The following is a 20,063-nucleotide window of genomic DNA, read 5'->3' as shown; positions in this document are numbered from 1 at the left end:
AGCACATCTGTTTTTATAACAAGATGTGCTTATTTTTATCATTTTAGCCAAGAAAACTCCTATATTTAAGTCTGAATGGCATTTAAAATAGCAACTTTATTTGTAGTAAATAATATATAATTTTGTTTTACTGTTTTAATTAAAATACGGTCTGTTGTCCCATAAGCTGCTCCAATACGTATTACATCTACGTCTTCAACACCAGCATAGGTAGCATCTTCGGTAACCTCAATCACATCACGTAATGGAATTGTAATCTCCGCCAATTGCCATGAAATAATTAACTCTTCATTTGTTTTTTTTACATTAATGCCTAGCATTATACCAAGACCCTTCAACAATAATATGCTACACTTCTAATCTCGTTATATAAATTTTTAGATTTTTTATCTATATGTAGCCATAGAATTTATTTATATTTGTGAGCATCTTAATGATGTCAAACAAATAGAAGGATATACAGTCTTTCTATTAAGAAATATGGTAAGAACAAAAGTTCACTTCAAATTAATATGAATTTGATATGGTTGAGATATTATGAACGAGAAACAGTAAGAGTTGCAGGAAGGAAATGAATAATGAGACTTAAATTAGTAGGGATTTTCAGTTGTGTAATTATGATGTTAGGTATTTTTATAATTTACACCAATCAATCTATTGGTAAAGAACCAGATAAGACGAACTATGAATCTCGTGAAAACTCCATAAATAAAGAGAAAGATAGTAGAGGAAAAGGGCAATCAAAATACAATGAAAGTTCTTTTGCTAGTATACAGGCTGTAGTTAATAAGGAATATGGATTACCCGAAGACTATAAACCAGAGGATTTAGTTGTACCAAATGTACCATTCTCATTTAGTGGAACGGTAGAAAAGAGCCACCTCCGTAAAGAGGCGGCAGAAGCACTGGAAAAGTTATTTGATTTAGCAAAGCAGGAGGGGATTCAGTTAAATGCTGTTTCGGGATTTCGTTCCTATGACTATCAACAACGACTGTATGCGAACAATGTGAAAAGAAAAGGACAAGAGCATACGGATCGCTTCTCGGCAAAACCAGGACATAGCGAACATCAAACAGGGTTAACAATGGATGTTTCTTCTAAAAGTGCGAACAATGAATTAGAGCTATCTTTTGCTAATACGAAGGAAGGAAAATGGCTGAAAGAAAACGCGCATCGTGCAGGGTTTATCATTCGTTATCCTAAGGGGAAGGAAAGTATTACAGGTTATGCATATGAACCTTGGCATATTCGCTATGTAGGAGATATTGCTGAAAATATATATGAACAAAAGCAGACTTTAGAAGAATACATGAATCTATGAAAATAGAATTGAAGAATTAAACGGGCTATCAATAGACGTGAGATTATAAAAGGCAGGGGAAAATTAAGGTGTTTTTTAATTTTTTTAGTGAAGAGGGAAGGTATCCCTCTTCTTTTTTCATTCCTTGTAAAATTTGAGGATGTCTTAGGGGAGTGAAAAGATGGATTGTGTAGGTGTATTAATAAAGGCTACTTTCGATGGCTTCTGGAGATGTTTTTTGAGGGAATATATTCATTGCAGCAATTGACTATATTATAGGAGCATTCACGTTGGGATATAACAGAGAATTATAGAGTAAAGTAGGATTCAAAAGCATTGTTAACAATGTGGGTGTTATAAGTTATTTTCCTATCAAAACAATTAGTTTTTGTTCAAAATTTAAGAGTGTTATTTTATTATATCTAGTAACTATTTATATTATTTAATAATTACTTGATTTACTATTAAGGTGATTATCTTACAAAATTGTAAGGTTATTTTAATTGACACTTGTATGTATAAGTAACTATACTGGTTACACAATGTTGGTGAGTATATTTAATAATCTTTATCTATAAGTGTATGTCCGAGGATTATTTTTGGAGCAATAATTCGATTTTAAATTTATTATCTGATATATATTAATATAAACAACTTAATCTATTCTTTATTCAAGGTCGTATTATTTAAAGATTAATTATAAATGATATATTTACCAAATTGTAATAATTTGATAGAGGTGTTACATTTTGAAATACAAATTAATTGCTACAGGAATTCTTGCTGGAAGTCTATTAACCTACTCATCTAATACATTTGCAAATACTCATAAGTTCCCAGATGTTCCTGCATGGGCGGACAAATCCGTTAATTATTTAGTTGATAAACAGGTATTGAATGGCTATCCAGACGGAACGTTCGGTTCAAATGACTCATTAGACAGAGCTTCGGCTACAAAAATTATGACAAAAGTTTTAGGTATACAAATTGACTCTAATGCAAAACCATCATTTACAGATTCACAAAACCACTGGGCTACTCCGTATATTGCTGCTGCTGAAAAAGCTGGTATTGTTAAAGGTGAGGGAAATGGAATCTTCAATCCATCCGGAAAAGTAACTCGTGCTGCTATGGCTACGATGCTAGTAAATGCATATAAACTACAAAGCGCAGCAAATCATAATGAGCAGGTTAAATTTGAAGATTTAAAAGGGCATTGGGGAGAAAAATATGCCAATATTTTAATCGGTTTGAAAATTTCCAATGGTACTGAGAACGGTTGGCAACCAAATAGATTTATAACACGTGCTGAAGCTGCTCAACTTACTGCAAAAACAGATATGATGCAACATCGTCCCCAAAACCCATTAGAAAGCAAAACAATCATTATTGATCCTGGACATGGTGGCGAAGATCCTGGGAAATCCACAAAGGGATTACCTGAAAGTAAGATTGTACTAGACACTTCTTTACGTCTACAACAATTACTTGAAAAGCATACACCATTTACAGTTTTATTAACTCGTCAATCTGATAATAGACCGGGGCATGATCAAAAAAGTTCTTTACAGGAACGTGTTAAATTTGCTAAGAAAAATCAGGGTGATATCTTTATAAGCGTACATGCAAATGCTTTTAATGGTAATGCAAAAGGGACAGAAACATATTACTATAAATCTTCTAAATCCGAAAAAACAAATCCTCATGTGGAAGAAAGTCGTGTTTTAGCAGAAAAAATTCAAACACGTTTAGTAGAGGCACTTCAAACACGAGACAGAGGAGTTAAACATGGAGACCTTCATGTAATAAGGGAAAATGACATGCCAGCTGTGTTGACGGAACTGGCGTTTATAGATAATGGTATTGATTACAGTAAATTATCTACGGAAGATGGCAGACAAATTGCAGCAGAAGCCATTTATGAAGGAATTTTAGATTATTATGAATGGAAAGGAAATAATGTATCTGAATATAGGCTGTAATAAGTAATTGAAAATATAGTAATTCTCGAAATGAAGAATTCTATAATTTTTTTGTATTTTTTTAAACAATAATTTTAAATTTGTATTTAAAATTATTGTTTAAATTTTTATTTTATGTTTTAATATTATTGATAATAGTTATCAATAATAGTGAGAGGAAGATTAGTGAAACATGTGTTTTTAGTTAGTGTCATAAAAGTTAATGAATTTCTATATTGTATGGCTATGAATCTATCTCTATTTTTGCGAACTAGAAATAATATATTTATATCTTTTAAATGTTTAAGAAGGAGTGGCTGTCTGTATGAAAAAAGCAAAAGAAATAGCTAAATGTGTTGCGGTAGCGTCCGTTATTATGTCTGGATCATTTAGTTTACAAGCAACATCTGCATTTGCAGATTCTAAAGGAACTGTAGAAAATCTTCAAAATGGTGGGAAGGTCTATAATAGTTTTAAAACTACTTATGACATGAAGCAGAATATCAAAAATTCGATAAAGGTTTCTTTTATTGAGGATCCTTACGCAGATAAAAAGATTGCAATTGTGACCACTGATGGTAGTAATATTGATGCTAAATATACAGTTAATAGTGGATACTATAACGCAGGCTTAAAATGGCCATCAGCTTATCATACTGAAGCAGAAATAACAAGTGGTGATAGTGCTCAGTTCCATAAAGCTGCCCCAGTTAATACAATGACTTCAGCAAAGGTCACTTCTGAGGTAGGGTATACACTTGGTGGAAGTGTTAAAGTAGGAGTAAATGATAAAGGGCCAAATGCCGATGCAAGTATCACAGGTAGCTTTGCTTGGAAAGAAAGTGTATCTTATGATCAAGTAGATTATAAAACGGTATTAGAGACTCACACAGATAAGAAATTAAATTGGAAAGTAGGATTCCAATCATTTAATTTCCCAGAGTGGGGAATTTATAATCGTGATTCATTCAATACTTTCTATGGTAATCAACTATTTATGAAATCACGTAGTTATAATGAAGGGATGAATAATTTTGTTTCAAAAGATACAGTACCAGCTTTAACAGGATATGGTTTTTCTCCAAACGTAGTAGCGGTTATTACTGCTGATAAAACAGAAACTACATCAGATTTAAAAATAACAAATCGTAGAATTTCAGATCAGTACAATATTGAGTGGGTAAGTTCAAAATGGTGGGGAACAAATAATAAAGATACATATAATGAATTCTTTACGAACCACTATAAATTAGACTGGAAAAACCATCAAGTTACTCTTGATAACCAAAAATTCCTTGAAGAACAAATGAATAGTATCAACAGCGTGAATGATAAACTTAACAAAGGAAAAGGGAAGTTATCTCTTTCAATGAATGGAAATCAACTCAAAGCTACGTCTAGCAATGCTGGTTATGGTATCAGTTATGAAGATAAGAATTGGGGTATCTTTGTAAATGGTGAAAAGGTCTATACTTTTAATGAAAAATCAACTGTAGGCAATATATCTAATGATATTAACAAATTAAACATTAAAGGACCTTATATCGAGATTAAACAGATCTAGTCAGAAAATGATGGACGATTGATGGATAATTCTCTCATCAAGCTACGAGTATACTAGTTTATCCCGCTATTTGTGGGCAGTAAGACCCCCACCCTCAAAATTCAGCGGAAGCAAAGANNGAAGTTAGGTGGGGGCCCTGCTGCACCTAAAAGCCTGATTGGTGAGGGCTGATTAAAGTTTCATTTTATTTTAAATCTGTATAATGTAACGAAAGGACCAAAGTTTATCTATAAAATGGATAAACTTTGGTCCTTATTATGTTTTTATTCGCACACGAAATTAAGATAAAATTAGATGTTTTTTGTCTATTCTTTTACTCAATTAGAAAAGAGCGTAAAGTATTTGAAAACTATTGATGCTACGCAAGGGGATATTGTTTAAAGTAATCAGAACTTCATCGGTTGTTAAGTTACCACTTTAAATATATAATTAAATTTCATTAAAAAGATACTCTATTCAAAGTCCTTATTGGGTTTTTGAAGTGAAATATATACTATTTGAGGTGTGTGAAATGGGGAAATCTCGAGAGCAGACGATGGAAAATATCTTAAAGGCTGCTAAGAAAAAATTTGGAGAGCGTGGCTACGAAGGTACGAGCATACAAGAAATCGCAAAAGAAGCGAAAGTGAATGTTGCTATGGCCTCTTACTATTTTAATGGGAAAGAAAACCTATATTATGAGGTGTTTAAGAAATATGGTCTTGCTAATGAGCTACCCAATTTTCTTGAGAAGAATCAATTTAAACCTATCGATGCCCTTAGAGAATATTTAACGGTTTTTACTAAACATATAAAAGAGAACCCTGAAATTGGATCATTGGCATATGAGGAGATTATTAAGGAAAGTGCACGATTAGAAAAGATTAAACCGTATTTCATAGGTAATTTTGAACAGTTAAAAGAAATATTACAGGAGGGTGAAAAGCAAGGAGTTTTTCATTTCTTCTCCATAAATCATACGATACATTGGATCACTTCTATTGTTTTATTTCCAAAGTTTAAAAAGTTTATTGATTCTTTAGGGCCAAATGAAACGAACGATACAAATCATGAATGGATGCCAGAAGACTTAGTGGACAGGATTGTTACTGCATTAACAGATAAACCTAACGTGTAAATTATTCAGTATTTATGAATTCTATTATTACTATTTAAAGCCTAATTTCTCAATGTATTGTAGAGAAATTAGGCTTTTTTCAACACGTCATTAAGGTTTTTATAGTTCAAGGACTCAAGTTAATGATTATATTTTCAAGTATTCGTTTTGAGCTACATAGATATAGTTTTTGTTGCAACTGTTTGTTGAAATGCTTTATCATGCTCAACAATAACCATTGTGGGATTAAATTGTTGAATAAGTTCTTCAATCTGCATACGGGAATAGATATCTATAAAATTTAGTGGTTCGTCCCATATATATATATGGGCTTTTTCACATAAACTTTTAGCGATAAGCAGTTTTTTCTTTTGTCCACCAGAATAATGAGATATATCTTTCTCGAATTGAATTCGATCAAAGTCCATCTTACTTAGGATGGATTTAAATAAGGTTTCATCAATCTTGTGCTCTTCAATGAAGTCTGATAGCGACCCCTTCAAATGAGAAGTATCTTGTTGGACATAGGAAATGATGAGTCCTGTACCTAAAGTAACTAAGCCTGTATGCTGTATCGGATGTCCTAGAATTAGTTTTAGGATACTACTTTTTCCGCTCCCATTCGTTCCATCAAGTACAATTCGGTCACCTTGTTCAACTATGAAGCTAATCGGCTCATTCACAATTTGGTCATTGTACTTAACGGACACGTCAACCAAAGTAACCAATTCATTTGATTTAAATTGCAATTGTTCCAATTTTAATGACTCAGTTTTTTCCACATTTTTTAGTAATTTTGACTTTTCCTCAATAGCTTTTTGTTGCCTTGATTCAAGGTTTTTTGCTCTTTTCATCATCTTGGCTGCTTTATGTCCTACAAACCCCTTATCCAACTTAGAGCCTGAATTCCTCGTTCCATTTTTTGAAGCTTCCACGTCATGAGACCAACTTGCTGATCGTTTGGAAGACTGTTTTAATCTCCCTATGTCTTTTTGTAGACGCTCATTTGTAGCCTTCTCGTGCTCTTGCTGTCTATCAAAATTTAACTTCCAAGAAGAATAGTTACCACTTTGAATTTCAATATTTGCTCTATTAATAGATAGGATATGGTCAACGCACCCATCTAAAAAGATTCTGTCATGTGAAATTAAAATAAATCCTTTTTTCTTCCTTAGATAATTAGAGACTATCTTTCGTGCATCTGTATCTAAGTGATTTGTTGGTTCATCAATTAATAGGAATTGACCCGCATTTAAAAACAGTGCAGCAAGCAACACCTTTGTTTGTTCCCCATTTGATAATGTTTTAAATGGTCTGTACATGACCTCAGCATCAACATTTAAATAGGATATCTCACGTAGAAATTCCCAATCTGCGGCTTGGGGACAAATTTCTTCAAGGATTTCATGAGTGAATTTGTTCCTATCTGAAACAGAGTAGGGGAAGTAATTGAATTCTACCGAAGCAAGGATTTTCCCGCTATACTCATAATTCCCTAACAATAAATTAAAGAATGTCGTTTTACCTCGTCCGTTTCTACCAATAAATCCTAGCTTCCAATCCGTATCTATTTGGAAGTTTACACTTTCAAAAATATTATCAAAGCTACCTGGGTATGAAAAAGTTAAGTCTTGGACCTTTATCATTGACATAATAATTCCTCCTTTATATATCGAAACGTTTCATATAAAGTCGGAACATCCATCCATTTTTTAATTCCTCTATATAAGTTTGATGGATATTAACGACTTATATAGAGCATTACATGTGTAACAATAGTGTCTGAAGTACTCATTTTTTTCGCTCCTTTATTTGTGAAGTACATTTAACAATTAGTAAGTTTCAACTAAGCTAAACGGGAATAAAAAAATCCCCCAATTTGTAATCGGAAGGATTAGTCTTTCGTCTATACTTAATAAGTACTTATTAATCATTTGAATCATGACAAATAAAGTATGAACTGAATTTTAAAAATGGATAGACTAACCCTATATTTTGTAGTTTGAAGTTATAAAATTCAACTTAAAATATAAATTAGTTAATCATTATTCATCCATCATTCCTTTCATAATTCTATTTTTAGAGTAACATTCTTTTTAGGGAGATGCAATATTAGCTTCAATTTCATCTAATCCTAGATCATTTATAATTCTTTGAGTAAGGAGATAAAATTTTACCTCTCTTTTTATAAACATCAAATTTTTGTTCAATAGGTCATGTCTTTTGTCCGTTAAAAAGGGAGGATATGAAATTGACATCAACCTTCGTTGTAACTATAATAGTTACAGTATGTTCCGTAAACTAATTCGAATTGCTATGTTAATGATAGTATATTTTCATTCCTTTTTAAGTGTGACAGGTAGCAACTAACTATAATCCAATAGAGGATTAGATTCTATCTCATATTTAAAGGGTAGATAAGTTGTACCCGCCAAATTTACGATGCGCAAATACTTAAAAAACTACATTTTTCAGCTTATCCTTTTTGGAATCCTCAGTATTGATAATTGTAAACATCTACAAAAAGTTAGCAAGACTGTTGTATGTAGAAAGAAATCTTTTAAAAAGGTCATAATATGGATAATAGGTAACACACATTTAAATTTAGTAGGAGTTGTGCCACTATCAAGACATTTTTTTAATAAAAGTATAGAAAAAACTCAAGAAGGTGAGTCCATTGCGTAAACATGCATATGTGCAATTTTATGTATTGATATTGGCTTTAATAGCTTATATAAGCTTTTGCTTTATATTTATATTTGTTTTTCCAAGTCTTTATTTCGTATCAGATTTTAATATCCGACTATCATCTTTAGTTGTTGAAACTACTGTATTTATCTCACTACTGTATTCTATATTATCCAGAAAAATTAAGTTAGGAGTATTCTGGGTGTGCATTATTATTGCGATAGGTTGTTTCTTGATAGGGAATTTTATATCTGCTTTTCAAGTACTTAATGTAGAATTACCAATAAAAAATTTTAATATCTCTGATGTATTTTTGTTGCTTTTCTTATTCTTCTTTCTCTTTGCGTTCTTTTATAAAATCATGATGGAATGTAATAAATGGGAGAAAGCATATTTGCTTTGTGATTTATGCATTGTTGTTACTGCTATTTTTACATTAGAGTGGTATTTATTTAATAAACCTTCTGCAAATATCTTATTCTTATCAATTGGAGATGTTTTTCTCTCATTTATTTTTCCGATTATAGATTTATTACTTCTATTACTTGGAGTTACACTAATCTTTCGACCTGCTATTTTCAATGCAAAAAGCAAATTGTATATTTTTATCCTAGTATTAACTGGATTAGCTATTACGGACTATTTGTATTTTTACTTACAAGGTGATTTGTCAGAGCGTTCAGTTATATTTTTAAGGTGTTTGTATAGAGTTTTCCTATTATTTATTGCTATTGCTGCTACAATTCCAAAGGATGCTTCTTCTAAAAGAAATTATTTTATTATTAATCCGACATTTGGAGAGAAACTTCTTGGCATATTCCCTTATCTTGCAGTTGCAGTCTTAATTGGCTTTACTTTGAAAGAGCAAACGTCTTCAGCTACATTGATTACGGGAAATTGTATTGCTTTTGTATTTGTACTGATTCGTCATACAATCGTACGAATGCAAAACAAAGATTTAACTGAAACATTAAAAGTGTTTAATAATCAATTAGAACAAACAGTATCTCAAAGAACAAGGGATTTAATAAACAAATCTAATGATTTGGTAAAAAATCAAGAAAGATTTAAGTCATTATATGAGTATCATCCGGATCCTATTTTAACGATTGATTCAACTGGTATCGTATTAAATATAAACCAGGCTGGAAGTATGTTATTAGGAAAAGACAGTGCTGTATTAATAGGGAAAGAGTGCTTCTCTATTTTTTTAGATGAAGATAAATCTGAATTGGAAGCGGCTATAAAGAAAGGGAGACGATGTAGTTCATCTTCACTACAGTTGCGTGTGAAAAATAACAATGAGAAGGACATGCTGTTTTGGTATGTCACTATAGTTCCTATTATGATAGAAGGTCAAACTTTTGGGAGTTATGTAATGGTAAAAGACATAACGAGGATGAAACAACAACAGGATGAGATAAACTACCTTGCATTCCATGATACGGTGACGGAGATTGGAAATCGTATATTCTTCCAACAAGAATTAGATAGATCCATTAAGCGTGTGCAAAAAACACAGGATAAATTTGGGCTCCTGTATATTGATTTAAACCGCTTTAAGACTATTAATGATACACTGGGCCATTCCATTGGTGACAGGGTTTTAAAAGAAGTTGCCAAACGTTTTAGGACATGTCTTTCACCGACAATTCCTCTAGCAAGAATAGGTGGTGATGAGTTTGCAATCATTGTCCATAACCAAACAGAACAACAGCTATTGAATTTGTGTAAAACTCTATTTCTTATAACTGAAGAACCATTCGTAGTAAATCAGCATAGTTTTTACTTATCTCTTAGTATAGGAATAGCAGTGTATCCATTTGGAGGAATAAATACTACTACACTTTTACAACACGCTGATATCGCTATGTATAGCGCAAAGGAAAAAGGTAACAATGCTGTTTGTATGTATGACGAGACATTATCTCAAAAAGTAACCCGTCGATTACGATTAGAACAGGATTTACCAAATGCAATTGAAAATAATGAGTTGTTTTTATTGTATCAACCACAAATTGACAGTAAGGAAGGTAAGGTTATTGGTGCAGAGGCTTTAATACGTTGGCAACATCCAGAACTTGGGCTGATTTCTCCGTTTGAGTTTATACCTATCGCAGAAGAAACGGCGCAGATTATTTCAATTGGAAAGTGGACGTTACAGAAAGCGTGTCGACAACTGAAAGAATGGCATTCTGCGGGCTTTTCAAATCTAAAGATGGGGATAAATTTATCAGCTATAGAGTTTGAACAGAAAGATTTTGTTCAAACCATTATATATACCATAGAAGAGATAGGAGTACCTGCTAATTCGATTAATTTGGAATTAACAGAGCGAATCGCCATGGTAGATGAAAAAGAAACTTTATCAAAGTTAAAAGCATTAAAATCATTTGGTGTACATTTATCAATTGATGATTTTGGTACAGGTTATTCTTCATTAGCGTATTTACCTCTTTATCCAATTGATACTTTGAAAATTCCAAGAGAATTTGTTAATAGGATTGGAACTTCTACTGATGGAGGTGAAATTATACAGACCATTATTTCACTTGCTCATACTTTAAACATGAAAGTCATAGCAGAAGGGGTAGAAACGAAAGAACAATTAACAGTGTTACAACGTAATGCATGTTATCTAATTCAGGGCTATTACTACAGTAAACCTGTAAATGATGATGAATTTATTGTTTTTTTAAGTACAATACAAAATGAATAAATGAAAAATCAGTATATGTATGAAATAAAGTGAAAAGAGGTTNNAACCTCTTTTCACTTTATTTTCAGGAGTTATGCAGCAAGGTTTCAGCCTTTGAAAGTAAAATAAGTATCTATATTTCTTGTATTTTGGGTTAATGGGATATGAGGTGAAAGTTGCTTCTTGTGAAAAAGAATTAGAGCCAGCTTGTATATTCTTAAAGCAATTTGAAAAAGGATTAGCAGTTTGTATGGAATTAGGAAATGAAGAGTATGTATATCATTTCAATATTTTACGTTCTCTTAATGAAGATGAAGCAATTAAACTCTTAGAAGAAGTGAAAAAGTATTTCTTACTTCGAAAAGCAAGGTTTATGGGATTTCGTAGAAGAATATGCAGATCTAAAAAAGGAAGAAATTATACAATAATCACATGCTATCATTTTTAATAGCTAATTAACAAAGGGACTCCAATTATGGAGTCCCTTTGTTAATGGGGTAATGCTTTGGTTTATCTAATTATAGCAATATTTGTAAAAAGTGTAAAGGGGTCCTAGTTTGGAGGGGGAATTATTTAATCTTTTTTATTTAATAAAAGGGATAATATTTAGTTATCTGCGCTTCTTAATTATGTTTTCTATCACAATTTGAAGTGAATTTCAGTTAATCTTATTTATTTTATGGGAATTATAAGGTATACTAAAAGTAGGTGCAAAATGTACCATTTGAAAAAGAGTGAATTGCAAAAAGGAATCCGTAAAGGATTCCTTTTTTGTTTCTTTGAAAATGAAGCAATGTTCTAATTATCTCATTCATTTTTATGAATACGCTGCGATCTTATAAACTAAAAAGGCTTTTATGGAAATTTGCCATATTCCTGTAACAAAACAAAGGTATGTTATGTGTGTTAAATATAAAGAGAAAGAAGGAAAAGTTGTGAAAAAAATTTTGCCAATTGTTGCGTTATTAGGCATGATGAGTTTTGGAGTACAGGAAATGAATGTAAGAGCTGATACATACCACAAGGGCGATTCGAAAATTAGTTTTTGGGATTCGAAAAGAAAGGGTACTAATTTCATGAATAGTACGTCATTACCTGAAAACTATAAAAGTGCAAAAGAAGCTAATATTGAATATGTACGTTTAGCACCTGATAAATGGGCAAAAGATAAAGATTTTCTATTTGAGGATAAACCAGATACTTCTGGAAAGGATTTTCTGATAGGTAATGCAGATAACTATCAGGGATTAGTAAAGGAGGATTTAGAAAAATTAAAGGCGGATTTAGATGCCGCACAATCACAAGGAATGAAAGTTGTTCTTACAATGTTATCTTTACCTGGTGATCGATGGCGCCAATTTAATAATAACAAGAATGACGACAGAATATGGGAAGAAGAGAGGTATCAAGAACAAGCAAGTCAATTTTGGAAGGACCTTGCTCTGGAATTAAAAGATTATCCTGCGGTGGTGGGTTATAATATTATAAATGAACCACATCCAGAAACAGCTAAAAATAATAGATATAATGATTTTTGGACAGAAGATTACGAGAAATGGTATGCAAAAGTGAAGGGAACGACAGCGGATTTAAACAGATTGTATCAAAAAGTAATCAATTCCATTCGTGAAGTAGACCAAGAAACACCAATTATTTTAGATTCAGGTTTATATGCTACTCCATGGGCTTTTAAATATTTAAAACCAGTAAAGGATAAAAAAACGCTTTACGCATTTCATATGTATGAACCATATGAATTAACGAGTCAAGGTGAAAAGAAAAATAAAGAATATCAATATCCAGGATTAGTAAAAGTAGGAGACTTAGAGAAACCTGTAATGTGGAATAAGCAGGGATTAGAGAAATTTTTGAAGCCAATCCAACAATGGTCTAAGAAAAATCATGTATCATCTAATCGAATTATTGCAGAGGAGTTTGGAATTAACCGTACTGTTCCGGGAGCTACCCAATACATGCAAGATCTTATTTCTATCTTCAACCAAAAAGGTTGGCATAAATCATTCTATGCATTCCGTGAAGACACATGGACAGGGATGAATTATGAATTGGGAACAGGAAAAATAAAATGGGATGAAGAGGGTAAACCGGTGCCTCAAGATAATTCACTCTGGGAAGTAATAAAAAAAGATTTACAACCACATAAATAGTTTAGAATATTTGTCCTAAGGACTAAATGTAAGCATCTAATTCAAGTAGAATTAGATGCTTTTTTTCAAAAAAGGTGGAAGTTTAAACAAATATAGTTGCAATTGAATTGACCTTTAAACTGAAAAATTTTTATGAATTTTTTGTGAGATTCCAACCCTTAAATGTTGAAAATTATTTACTGATTTCTCCAATTGGATATATTTCTCCAATCGGATGGAAGTTTAGAATACAGAATCAAAACATAATAAGCTGTTATCGATGAGTTTATCGTAAAGTTGTTATTTAATGTGTCATCAAATAACATTTATATACAATAATAAATAAAGAAAAGGAGATGTTTATGAAAAAATATAGAGTAATAGATACAACTTAAATAGTATGAATAGTTTAGATTGTAAAAACATGAAGAAGAAAACAAAAAATCCTTAAGAGTACTAAGGAAAAATGAAGGAGATAATATGGGGAATAATTCAAAATATAAAACTAGAAAAATACTTGCAGCTACTGCTACAGTAACTATGCTTGCGACTGGAATGATTTCTTCATCAGATGTCTTTGCGGAGCAAAAGGAGCAGCAAAAAAATTTATCGACATCACTGCAAAGTGAAAAATCAGTTAAATCAGAAAATAGAACATTTACAGTCCCAGGAAAAGGGGATGTTGAGCTAATAAAACAACAGGAAAGAAAAAGTATGGCATTTAGTCCATATGAACCAACTGGTTTATATGCAAAACCAAATGAACAAATAACGATTAATGTAGAAGGTAATCAAGATATTCAGGTATATATTGGAACGTATTCATATGATGCTTCTTGGAGAGAAGATTCTAAGATAAAATCATTTACATTAAAACCAGGTATAAACACAATCCAATCTCCAAATGGGGGGATGATTTATTTTTATAATAAACAACAAGGTGGTACCATTCGAACAACAATTACAACAGGCGGAACGACTACGCCTTTCTTTGAACTAGGAAAGCATACGAAACAAGATTTAATTAACATGCTGGACCAATATCCAAATGCACATGCAGTGGAGTTAAAAGGAGAACGTGTATTAATTACGGCCAGTCCTGCACGTATTAAGAAATATTTGTTGGGTTCTAATACAGATCCTGTACAACTCTTGAAAAAGATGGATGAAGCTACTCGAATTCAAGACAAAGTAGCTGGATTATCTGAAGAACAAGTAGATAAACATTATGTTCATTACGTAGAAGAAAATCATTCTCCCGATTATTATATGTATGCGACTTCTTATCGAACTGCATATGTAGGAGATGCAATTCAATATGTATTAGATATTAATAAATTTATAAAAGATGGTTGGGGTCCATGGCATGAGGCAGGGCATTTGAGACAGCAATCACCTTGGAAATTTTATAATATGACAGAAGTACAAAATAATATATACAGCCTTTCTGTAGAAAAAGCATTTACATCTAATCAACCTTTTAGATTGCAACAAGAGGGTGCTTATACTAAGGCATTTCAATACTTAGAACAACCTAATAAAAATTATGACGAAGTTAGTGATGTTTTTGTTAAGCTTGTTATGCTTTGGCAACTACAGCTAGCATATGGAGAGGATTTCTATCCTAAATTGCATCAATTGTATAGAGACATGCCTTCAAGTGAACTTCCACAAACTGATGAAAATAAAAAACAATTATTTATGATTTCAGCATCAAAAGTAGCCAAACAAAATTTGATTCCTTTCTTTGAGAAGTGGGGATTACGTCCAAATAACGATACTATTCAAAAAGTAGCTGCATTAGGATATCCAATTTTAACAGCAGAGATTTGGAAGAGTACGGATTCTAATCCAATTAAACCAGATATGCCTAATGAAAATAATATTTTAGAAGGAAACCAGTTTGCATGGTCACTAAAAGGAATTAGTGATTTCGAGTTTGCAAAAGTCAATTTTAATAAGTCGACAGAAGAGATGCAAATTGATTTAAAAGCAGGCGTACCACATCATTATTTTAATGAAACATATGCGAGTATTAAAGTACAAAATGCATCAGGAAAAGTAGTATACAATAAAGATATTTATGGGAACAAACAACAAAATGCTGAATCGCAAAAAGTTCCAGTTAAAATAGGGGATTATGTTGAGCTGACACATCTAGAAGGTGTGCATAGAGCTACTTTAATAAATGTAGGTAACAGTAAACAAGAAAGTTTTGGAAAAAAAGGCATGTACGAAGTTACAAAAGAAGGCTTGAAGAAAGTAGAAAAAATGCCAGAAACAACGGTTTTAGATGGAAATCATTTTGGGTGGTCTTTAAAAGGATATAGTGATAGAGAAATCGCAAAAGTAGATTATAATAGGACAACAGAGAAAATGCAGGTGAATTTAGAAGCAGGCGTACCACATTCTTACTTTAATAATACGTATGCAAGTATTACAGTAAAGAATTCAAATGGTGGTGTTGTGTACAATAAGGAAATAGTAGGGAATAGACAACAAACTGCTGAAAGCCAAACCGTGCCCGTAAAAGTGGGAGATTACATTGAGTTTACCCATATAGAAGGGGAAGCAGTAAAGGAAAAAACACGCGCTACACTTATTAATCTTGAGAATAATAAACAAGAATATATGGGCAAAAAAAGAACCTATCAAGTTACTTCAACGGGATTAAACAAAATAGATTAACATGAAAAACATTCTAAGTATTAGTTGGATGCAAATAGTCGTTCATTATGAACGGCTATTTGGCTTTTATTTAAAGAAAGGTGAAATGAAAATACTCTCTCTTTTGTATATACTTTCGTTTCCAAAAATTTCTACGTTTTTTTATCAGGGGGAAAATAATTTAAAAAATGTGCTTGAGAATTGATACATGTTTAATTGCTATAGATTTGAGAAAAAAGAAACAGAATAGTAAGGTATTTGTTGATAAATCCTCTCAAGTGTTACAAAATTTTACATATTTGGTATGATATATATGAGTTCTATGTATATTAAGGGAGGAATGGGAATGAAAAGGTTCATAACACGTGCAAGTAGTAATACAATCTCAAAAAGGTTAGTTTTAATGGTGTTGTCGATGGTTTTAATGATAGTGATGATTACACCATCGAATGATGTATCGGCAGCCAATCTATCAAAAGCAGGTTCACTAAAAGGCGTGAATTTATTTAATGGAAGTTGGACAGTTGCTATACAGGCAGCAAATTTACAATATGTTTCGGCTGAGCCTTCGGGAAATATAATAGCAAATCGTAATGCAGTTAATGAATGGGAGAAATTTGAATTAATTTCGACTGGGGAATTATATACGTACGCTTTAAAAGCTAAAAGTAATGGGAAGTATGTTTCGTTTGAGCCAAATGGTAGAGTAGTAGCAGATCGTACATCAATTGGTGCATGGGAAAAGTTTATCTTATATAATGGTGGAGACAATAGGATATATGTATTACAAGCACTAAGTAATGGTAGATATATATCAGCAAATGGTGGTAGAGAATTAACAGCTACTAGTTATGTAGCTGGAAGCTGGGAAAGATTTGTTATTGTATACTTCTAAACTTTGAAGTGTTATATATCTAAATGATAATAGCATGTTTAGTTTGTATAAATACCTAATACAATAAATTGTTAAGTATGTAATACAAGTGTATATTAACGTGTAAAAGGGCTGCAAATAATTAGCGGTTCTTTTTGCATGTTAAATAAGCACTTACTGAGGTTATAATGAAAAGAAAAAGAACCCTATAGGGTTCTTTTTCAAGGCATATTAACAGTAAGGAGAATCATGAAATGCTACTTCAAATCTTTATTAGGGGAAAGATTTTGAATAAGCTTAACATACATCTATTTTTACATAAATGTAATATATAGTAAATTGATAATGTTTATACTTACTATTACTAATATTCAATTAAGATAGTTAGCACTATTTGTATAGTGTTAATGAAGTGCATATTTAGAAAACTAATAATGGCCACAAGTTGGTTATATATGTCTAATATTATATTTTATTTACTAAAAGAGCTTATAGATATATTATTTTAAAAATTAATTAACATTTAAACAATTTTAACTGAAATTGGGTGTGTATTAACTAAAAGTAAATAAAATAAACAAAGACCCTGTAATGAATACAGGGTCAAATACAGGGTTAAGGGAACGCATAGTTTCTCAAAATCATAATAGCATATATTCTTTGTATAGCTACATGAGGATTTTGACAGAATTAAGAAAAAGACAGAAATCTGTAAGAAAGCAAATATATTGCTGGAAATTTGATTTGAAATTAAACTATAAGGCATATTGAAATAGATGGAAACTCTTGAGTACCGTGATTAAATATGAGGTTTAGATTAGAGGGATAATTGGATCTTACTGAAAAGGCAAAATGTTTTTTAGATTAAAAGAAGAAAAGGCACTTTTGGGTGCCTTTTCTTTAGGTAAACAGTTTACATATTGCTGAATTATACACGAAACCATAATTCGACTATGAAGTAAATCTTAATATAATTCTAAATAGAAAAATATGTAATATTATATTTGAGTTTTTAATTATTTTATCGAATATAGAGTAGCAATGTAAATAAAAGGGCATGCATTCGTATCTGCAGCCCTTTTTAGGAGGAATTCAAGATACCAATAGGACACGTATTGGTAAACAGGTTCAAAAATAGTATATGTGAAAAGAAAAAGTCCTATACCAAAAGTAGACAGGACCTTATTTTTTACAATTTCAAAAATGACATTCTGTCCTTTTTGAAATTAGTACAACACACACTTGGTTTGTAATAAAGTTAGAAAAAGTATACATGAAAATGGCAGACAACTATTTTGTTGCCTGCCGGTGCTAGTGGGTTGAATGAGTTAGTCAATTCAATAAATTGCTACCCCATTACCAGAAGAGTGAAGCCGCTAGTTCAAACGGCTTATACATAGTTTTCCTAATAAAGAAAAAATTATGAGTAAAGATTTTGTTTGCTCTATATGAAAAGATAAATAGATATTCATCAGACAAGGATAATTTAGCATACCTTGAATAGGGTGAAGGAACGAATTAAATAAAAGGATTTTTGTTTAGGAAGGGACTGACTCAGGAATGGGACTTTCGGACAGGGTTTGGGGGGCGATGATTGCCTTTGGCATTGCGACTAATATCGTTGCTTGTATGATGGCAGTATACATTCAAAAATATGAGCTAATGATAAATCATCTTACAAATATTTTATTTTTAATAATTATCTCTTTAACGTTTATTAAGATGAAAATTAACAGATGGGTGGCTTTAGGATTTACATTTGTTGTAATAGAGAAAGGTATTAAGGCGGGATATGACTTCTACACACATGATTATTATGGTGTCAGTTGGAGTTTAGCTATCATTGTCTATTGCATATACGAGATGAAAAAGTATCATATTGAAATAAATGAATAGTCTCAACAATAAGATGTTAGTAGGTGTAATTTTTTAAATAATAAAAAAAAGACACTACAAGAGTGTCTTTTTTTTGAAAATACTCTATAATTAACTTTGGGGAAGGTAATGTTAGAGTATTCGTTTAGCATTATCTTTATATTTGATAAACCATGAAATCGAAGGATTTTGTGGTTTATTTTTTGAACAATAGATATTACAGTATTGGCAGTGAGCTAGTGATCATTTTAAGCATTAGGAGAGAATGGATTAAAAGTCTAACATCGAATAACGGTTCCGGAATATAGTGTTGCGAAATGATCTCCCATATCCCAAACGGTACTTGCCTGTATATAGCCCTTAAAGCCTTCTGAAGAATAATACATCTCTTTTGGTATACTTTCTTTAGTTTGGAAATGTGCTTTAGAGTACTTTACATAATGGTTTTTAACAACTTTTGCATCTGGAACAATAGTGTTTTTTTGTTCCAATGTTGGCCTAGCACTAGAAGGTGATATAAATTTTACAGTGTCTTGGTAATTAGGATCTAAGGTGTCAGCTTGTACACTGTGTGACGAAACAATTGTGCTTAAACTACTTCCCGCGATTAAAGTTGCAAATACTAACTTTGAGAATTTTGTTAATCTACTCATTCTATAATCTCCTTTTTATTATTTTGTAAGGTATCTCCTTACACCTCACAGTCTATATCCACTACAAAAGGGTGTACATACATATTGATAGACAAAATTCTACAAAATACCTCATGTTTTTGGGGACGTGTATAATAATCCAATGTTTAATAACTTATCAGAAGTAAAAAAGTAAGTCTTATATAAAAGAAAAAGAATAATTTATGCAGGTAATGTATATAAAATTATTGTTTGAATATTCTAAAATGAGTTGATAAAGATGTGGGATTGTTTTTTAGAAAATAAATGATTCCAAAGATTAAATTTAGAAGTTTAATTCTCTTTGTAAGTTTATTTTTATAATACTATTCACAGGTGTAGATTATTAAGATTTAAATATAAAATGTCTAAAGATTTTTGTACAACCAAACAGTTAAAATATAAAAAAGTGAGAAAAATGATAAACATTCTTCTCACTTTCATCAATTAGGGTGGCATATACATAAATATGCGTTTGGGTAGATTTTTGAATGAAAAATCCACATGCATAGTATAACAAA

At 31.6% G+C, this 20,063-nt stretch carries 12 protein-coding genes and 1 pseudogene; 10 read left to right on the top strand and 3 right to left on the bottom strand.

The window, feature by feature from the left end; translation table 11 throughout:
- Positions 1 to 65 precede the first annotated feature (65 nt).
- Positions 66 to 320: a SunI/YnzG family protein gene (locus tag CN409_RS21970; RefSeq protein WP_000900690.1), complete on the bottom strand. Its 255-nt coding sequence runs from the start codon at positions 318 to 320 to the stop codon at positions 66 to 68.
- 258 nt (positions 321 to 578) lie between these two features.
- Here CN409_RS21970 and CN409_RS21965 point away from each other — a divergent pair, with 258 nt between their 5' ends.
- The 4 genes from CN409_RS21965 to hlyIIR all read left to right on the top strand — a co-directional run bounded on the left by CN409_RS21965 (position 579) and on the right by hlyIIR (position 5,943).
- Entirely contained in the window at positions 579 to 1,322 is a 744-nt protein-coding gene (locus CN409_RS21965; RefSeq protein WP_001237444.1) for a M15 family metallopeptidase, read from the top strand.
- 728 nt (positions 1,323 to 2,050) lie between these two features.
- Complete coding sequence (locus CN409_RS21960; protein ID WP_000875666.1) at positions 2,051 to 3,283, top strand: N-acetylmuramoyl-L-alanine amidase; 1,233 nt, start codon at positions 2,051 to 2,053, stop codon at positions 3,281 to 3,283.
- Between the two features lie 304 nt (positions 3,284 to 3,587).
- Entirely contained in the window at positions 3,588 to 4,826 is a 1,239-nt protein-coding gene (hlyII, locus tag CN409_RS21955) for a hemolysin II HlyII (protein ID WP_086390842.1), read from the top strand.
- A 511-nt stretch (positions 4,827 to 5,337) separates the two neighbouring features.
- A complete protein-coding gene (gene hlyIIR, locus CN409_RS21950; protein ID WP_000520485.1) occupies positions 5,338 to 5,943 on the top strand; it encodes a hemolysin II regulator HlyIIR in 606 nt (201 codons plus the stop codon).
- 152 nt (positions 5,944 to 6,095) lie between these two features.
- Here the strand turns inward: hlyIIR and CN409_RS21945 are convergent, their stop codons facing one another.
- Positions 6,096 to 7,574 (bottom strand): Lsa family ABC-F type ribosomal protection protein, encoded by a 1,479-nt coding sequence (locus CN409_RS21945; protein ID WP_017763486.1) that lies wholly within the window; start codon positions 7,572 to 7,574, stop codon positions 6,096 to 6,098.
- 1,025 nt (positions 7,575 to 8,599) lie between these two features.
- Here CN409_RS21945 and CN409_RS21940 point away from each other — a divergent pair.
- The 6 genes and pseudogenes from CN409_RS21940 to CN409_RS21915 all read left to right on the top strand — a co-directional run bounded on the left by CN409_RS21940 (position 8,600) and on the right by CN409_RS21915 (position 18,892).
- Positions 8,600 to 11,329, top strand: coding sequence for a sensor domain-containing protein (locus CN409_RS21940; protein ID WP_002162673.1), 2,730 nt, complete (start codon positions 8,600 to 8,602; stop codon positions 11,327 to 11,329).
- A gap of 139 nt (positions 11,330 to 11,468) precedes the next feature.
- Positions 11,469 to 11,712: pseudogene (locus tag CN409_RS21935) on the top strand (hypothetical protein); the annotation flags it as partial.
- 495 nt (positions 11,713 to 12,207) lie between these two features.
- A complete protein-coding gene (locus tag CN409_RS21930; protein WP_025989072.1) occupies positions 12,208 to 13,476 on the top strand; it encodes a glycoside hydrolase family 5 protein in 1,269 nt (422 codons plus the stop codon).
- 459 nt (positions 13,477 to 13,935) lie between these two features.
- Positions 13,936 to 16,143, top strand: a complete 2,208-nt coding sequence (locus CN409_RS21925) for a M60 family metallopeptidase (protein WP_016077401.1) — start codon at positions 13,936 to 13,938, stop codon at positions 16,141 to 16,143.
- A 325-nt stretch (positions 16,144 to 16,468) separates the two neighbouring features.
- Positions 16,469 to 17,017, top strand: coding sequence for a fascin domain-containing protein (locus CN409_RS21920; protein WP_097981062.1), 549 nt, complete (start codon positions 16,469 to 16,471; stop codon positions 17,015 to 17,017).
- A gap of 1,539 nt (positions 17,018 to 18,556) precedes the next feature.
- Complete coding sequence (locus CN409_RS21915) at positions 18,557 to 18,892, top strand: hypothetical protein (protein ID WP_000524430.1); 336 nt, start codon at positions 18,557 to 18,559, stop codon at positions 18,890 to 18,892.
- 257 nt (positions 18,893 to 19,149) lie between these two features.
- Here CN409_RS21915 and CN409_RS21910 read toward each other — a convergent pair whose 3' ends face one another.
- A complete protein-coding gene (locus CN409_RS21910) occupies positions 19,150 to 19,524 on the bottom strand; it encodes a hypothetical protein (protein ID WP_000088965.1) in 375 nt (124 codons plus the stop codon).
- Between the last annotated feature and the right edge of the window lie 539 nt (positions 19,525 to 20,063).

This window comes from Bacillus sp. AFS012607, assembly GCF_002558005.1.
Lineage (GTDB): Bacteria > Bacillota > Bacilli > Bacillales > Bacillaceae_G > Bacillus_A > Bacillus_A thuringiensis_S.
Note: the sequence above shows the minus strand (reverse complement) of the source record. Positions and strands in the feature narration are given on the sequence as shown.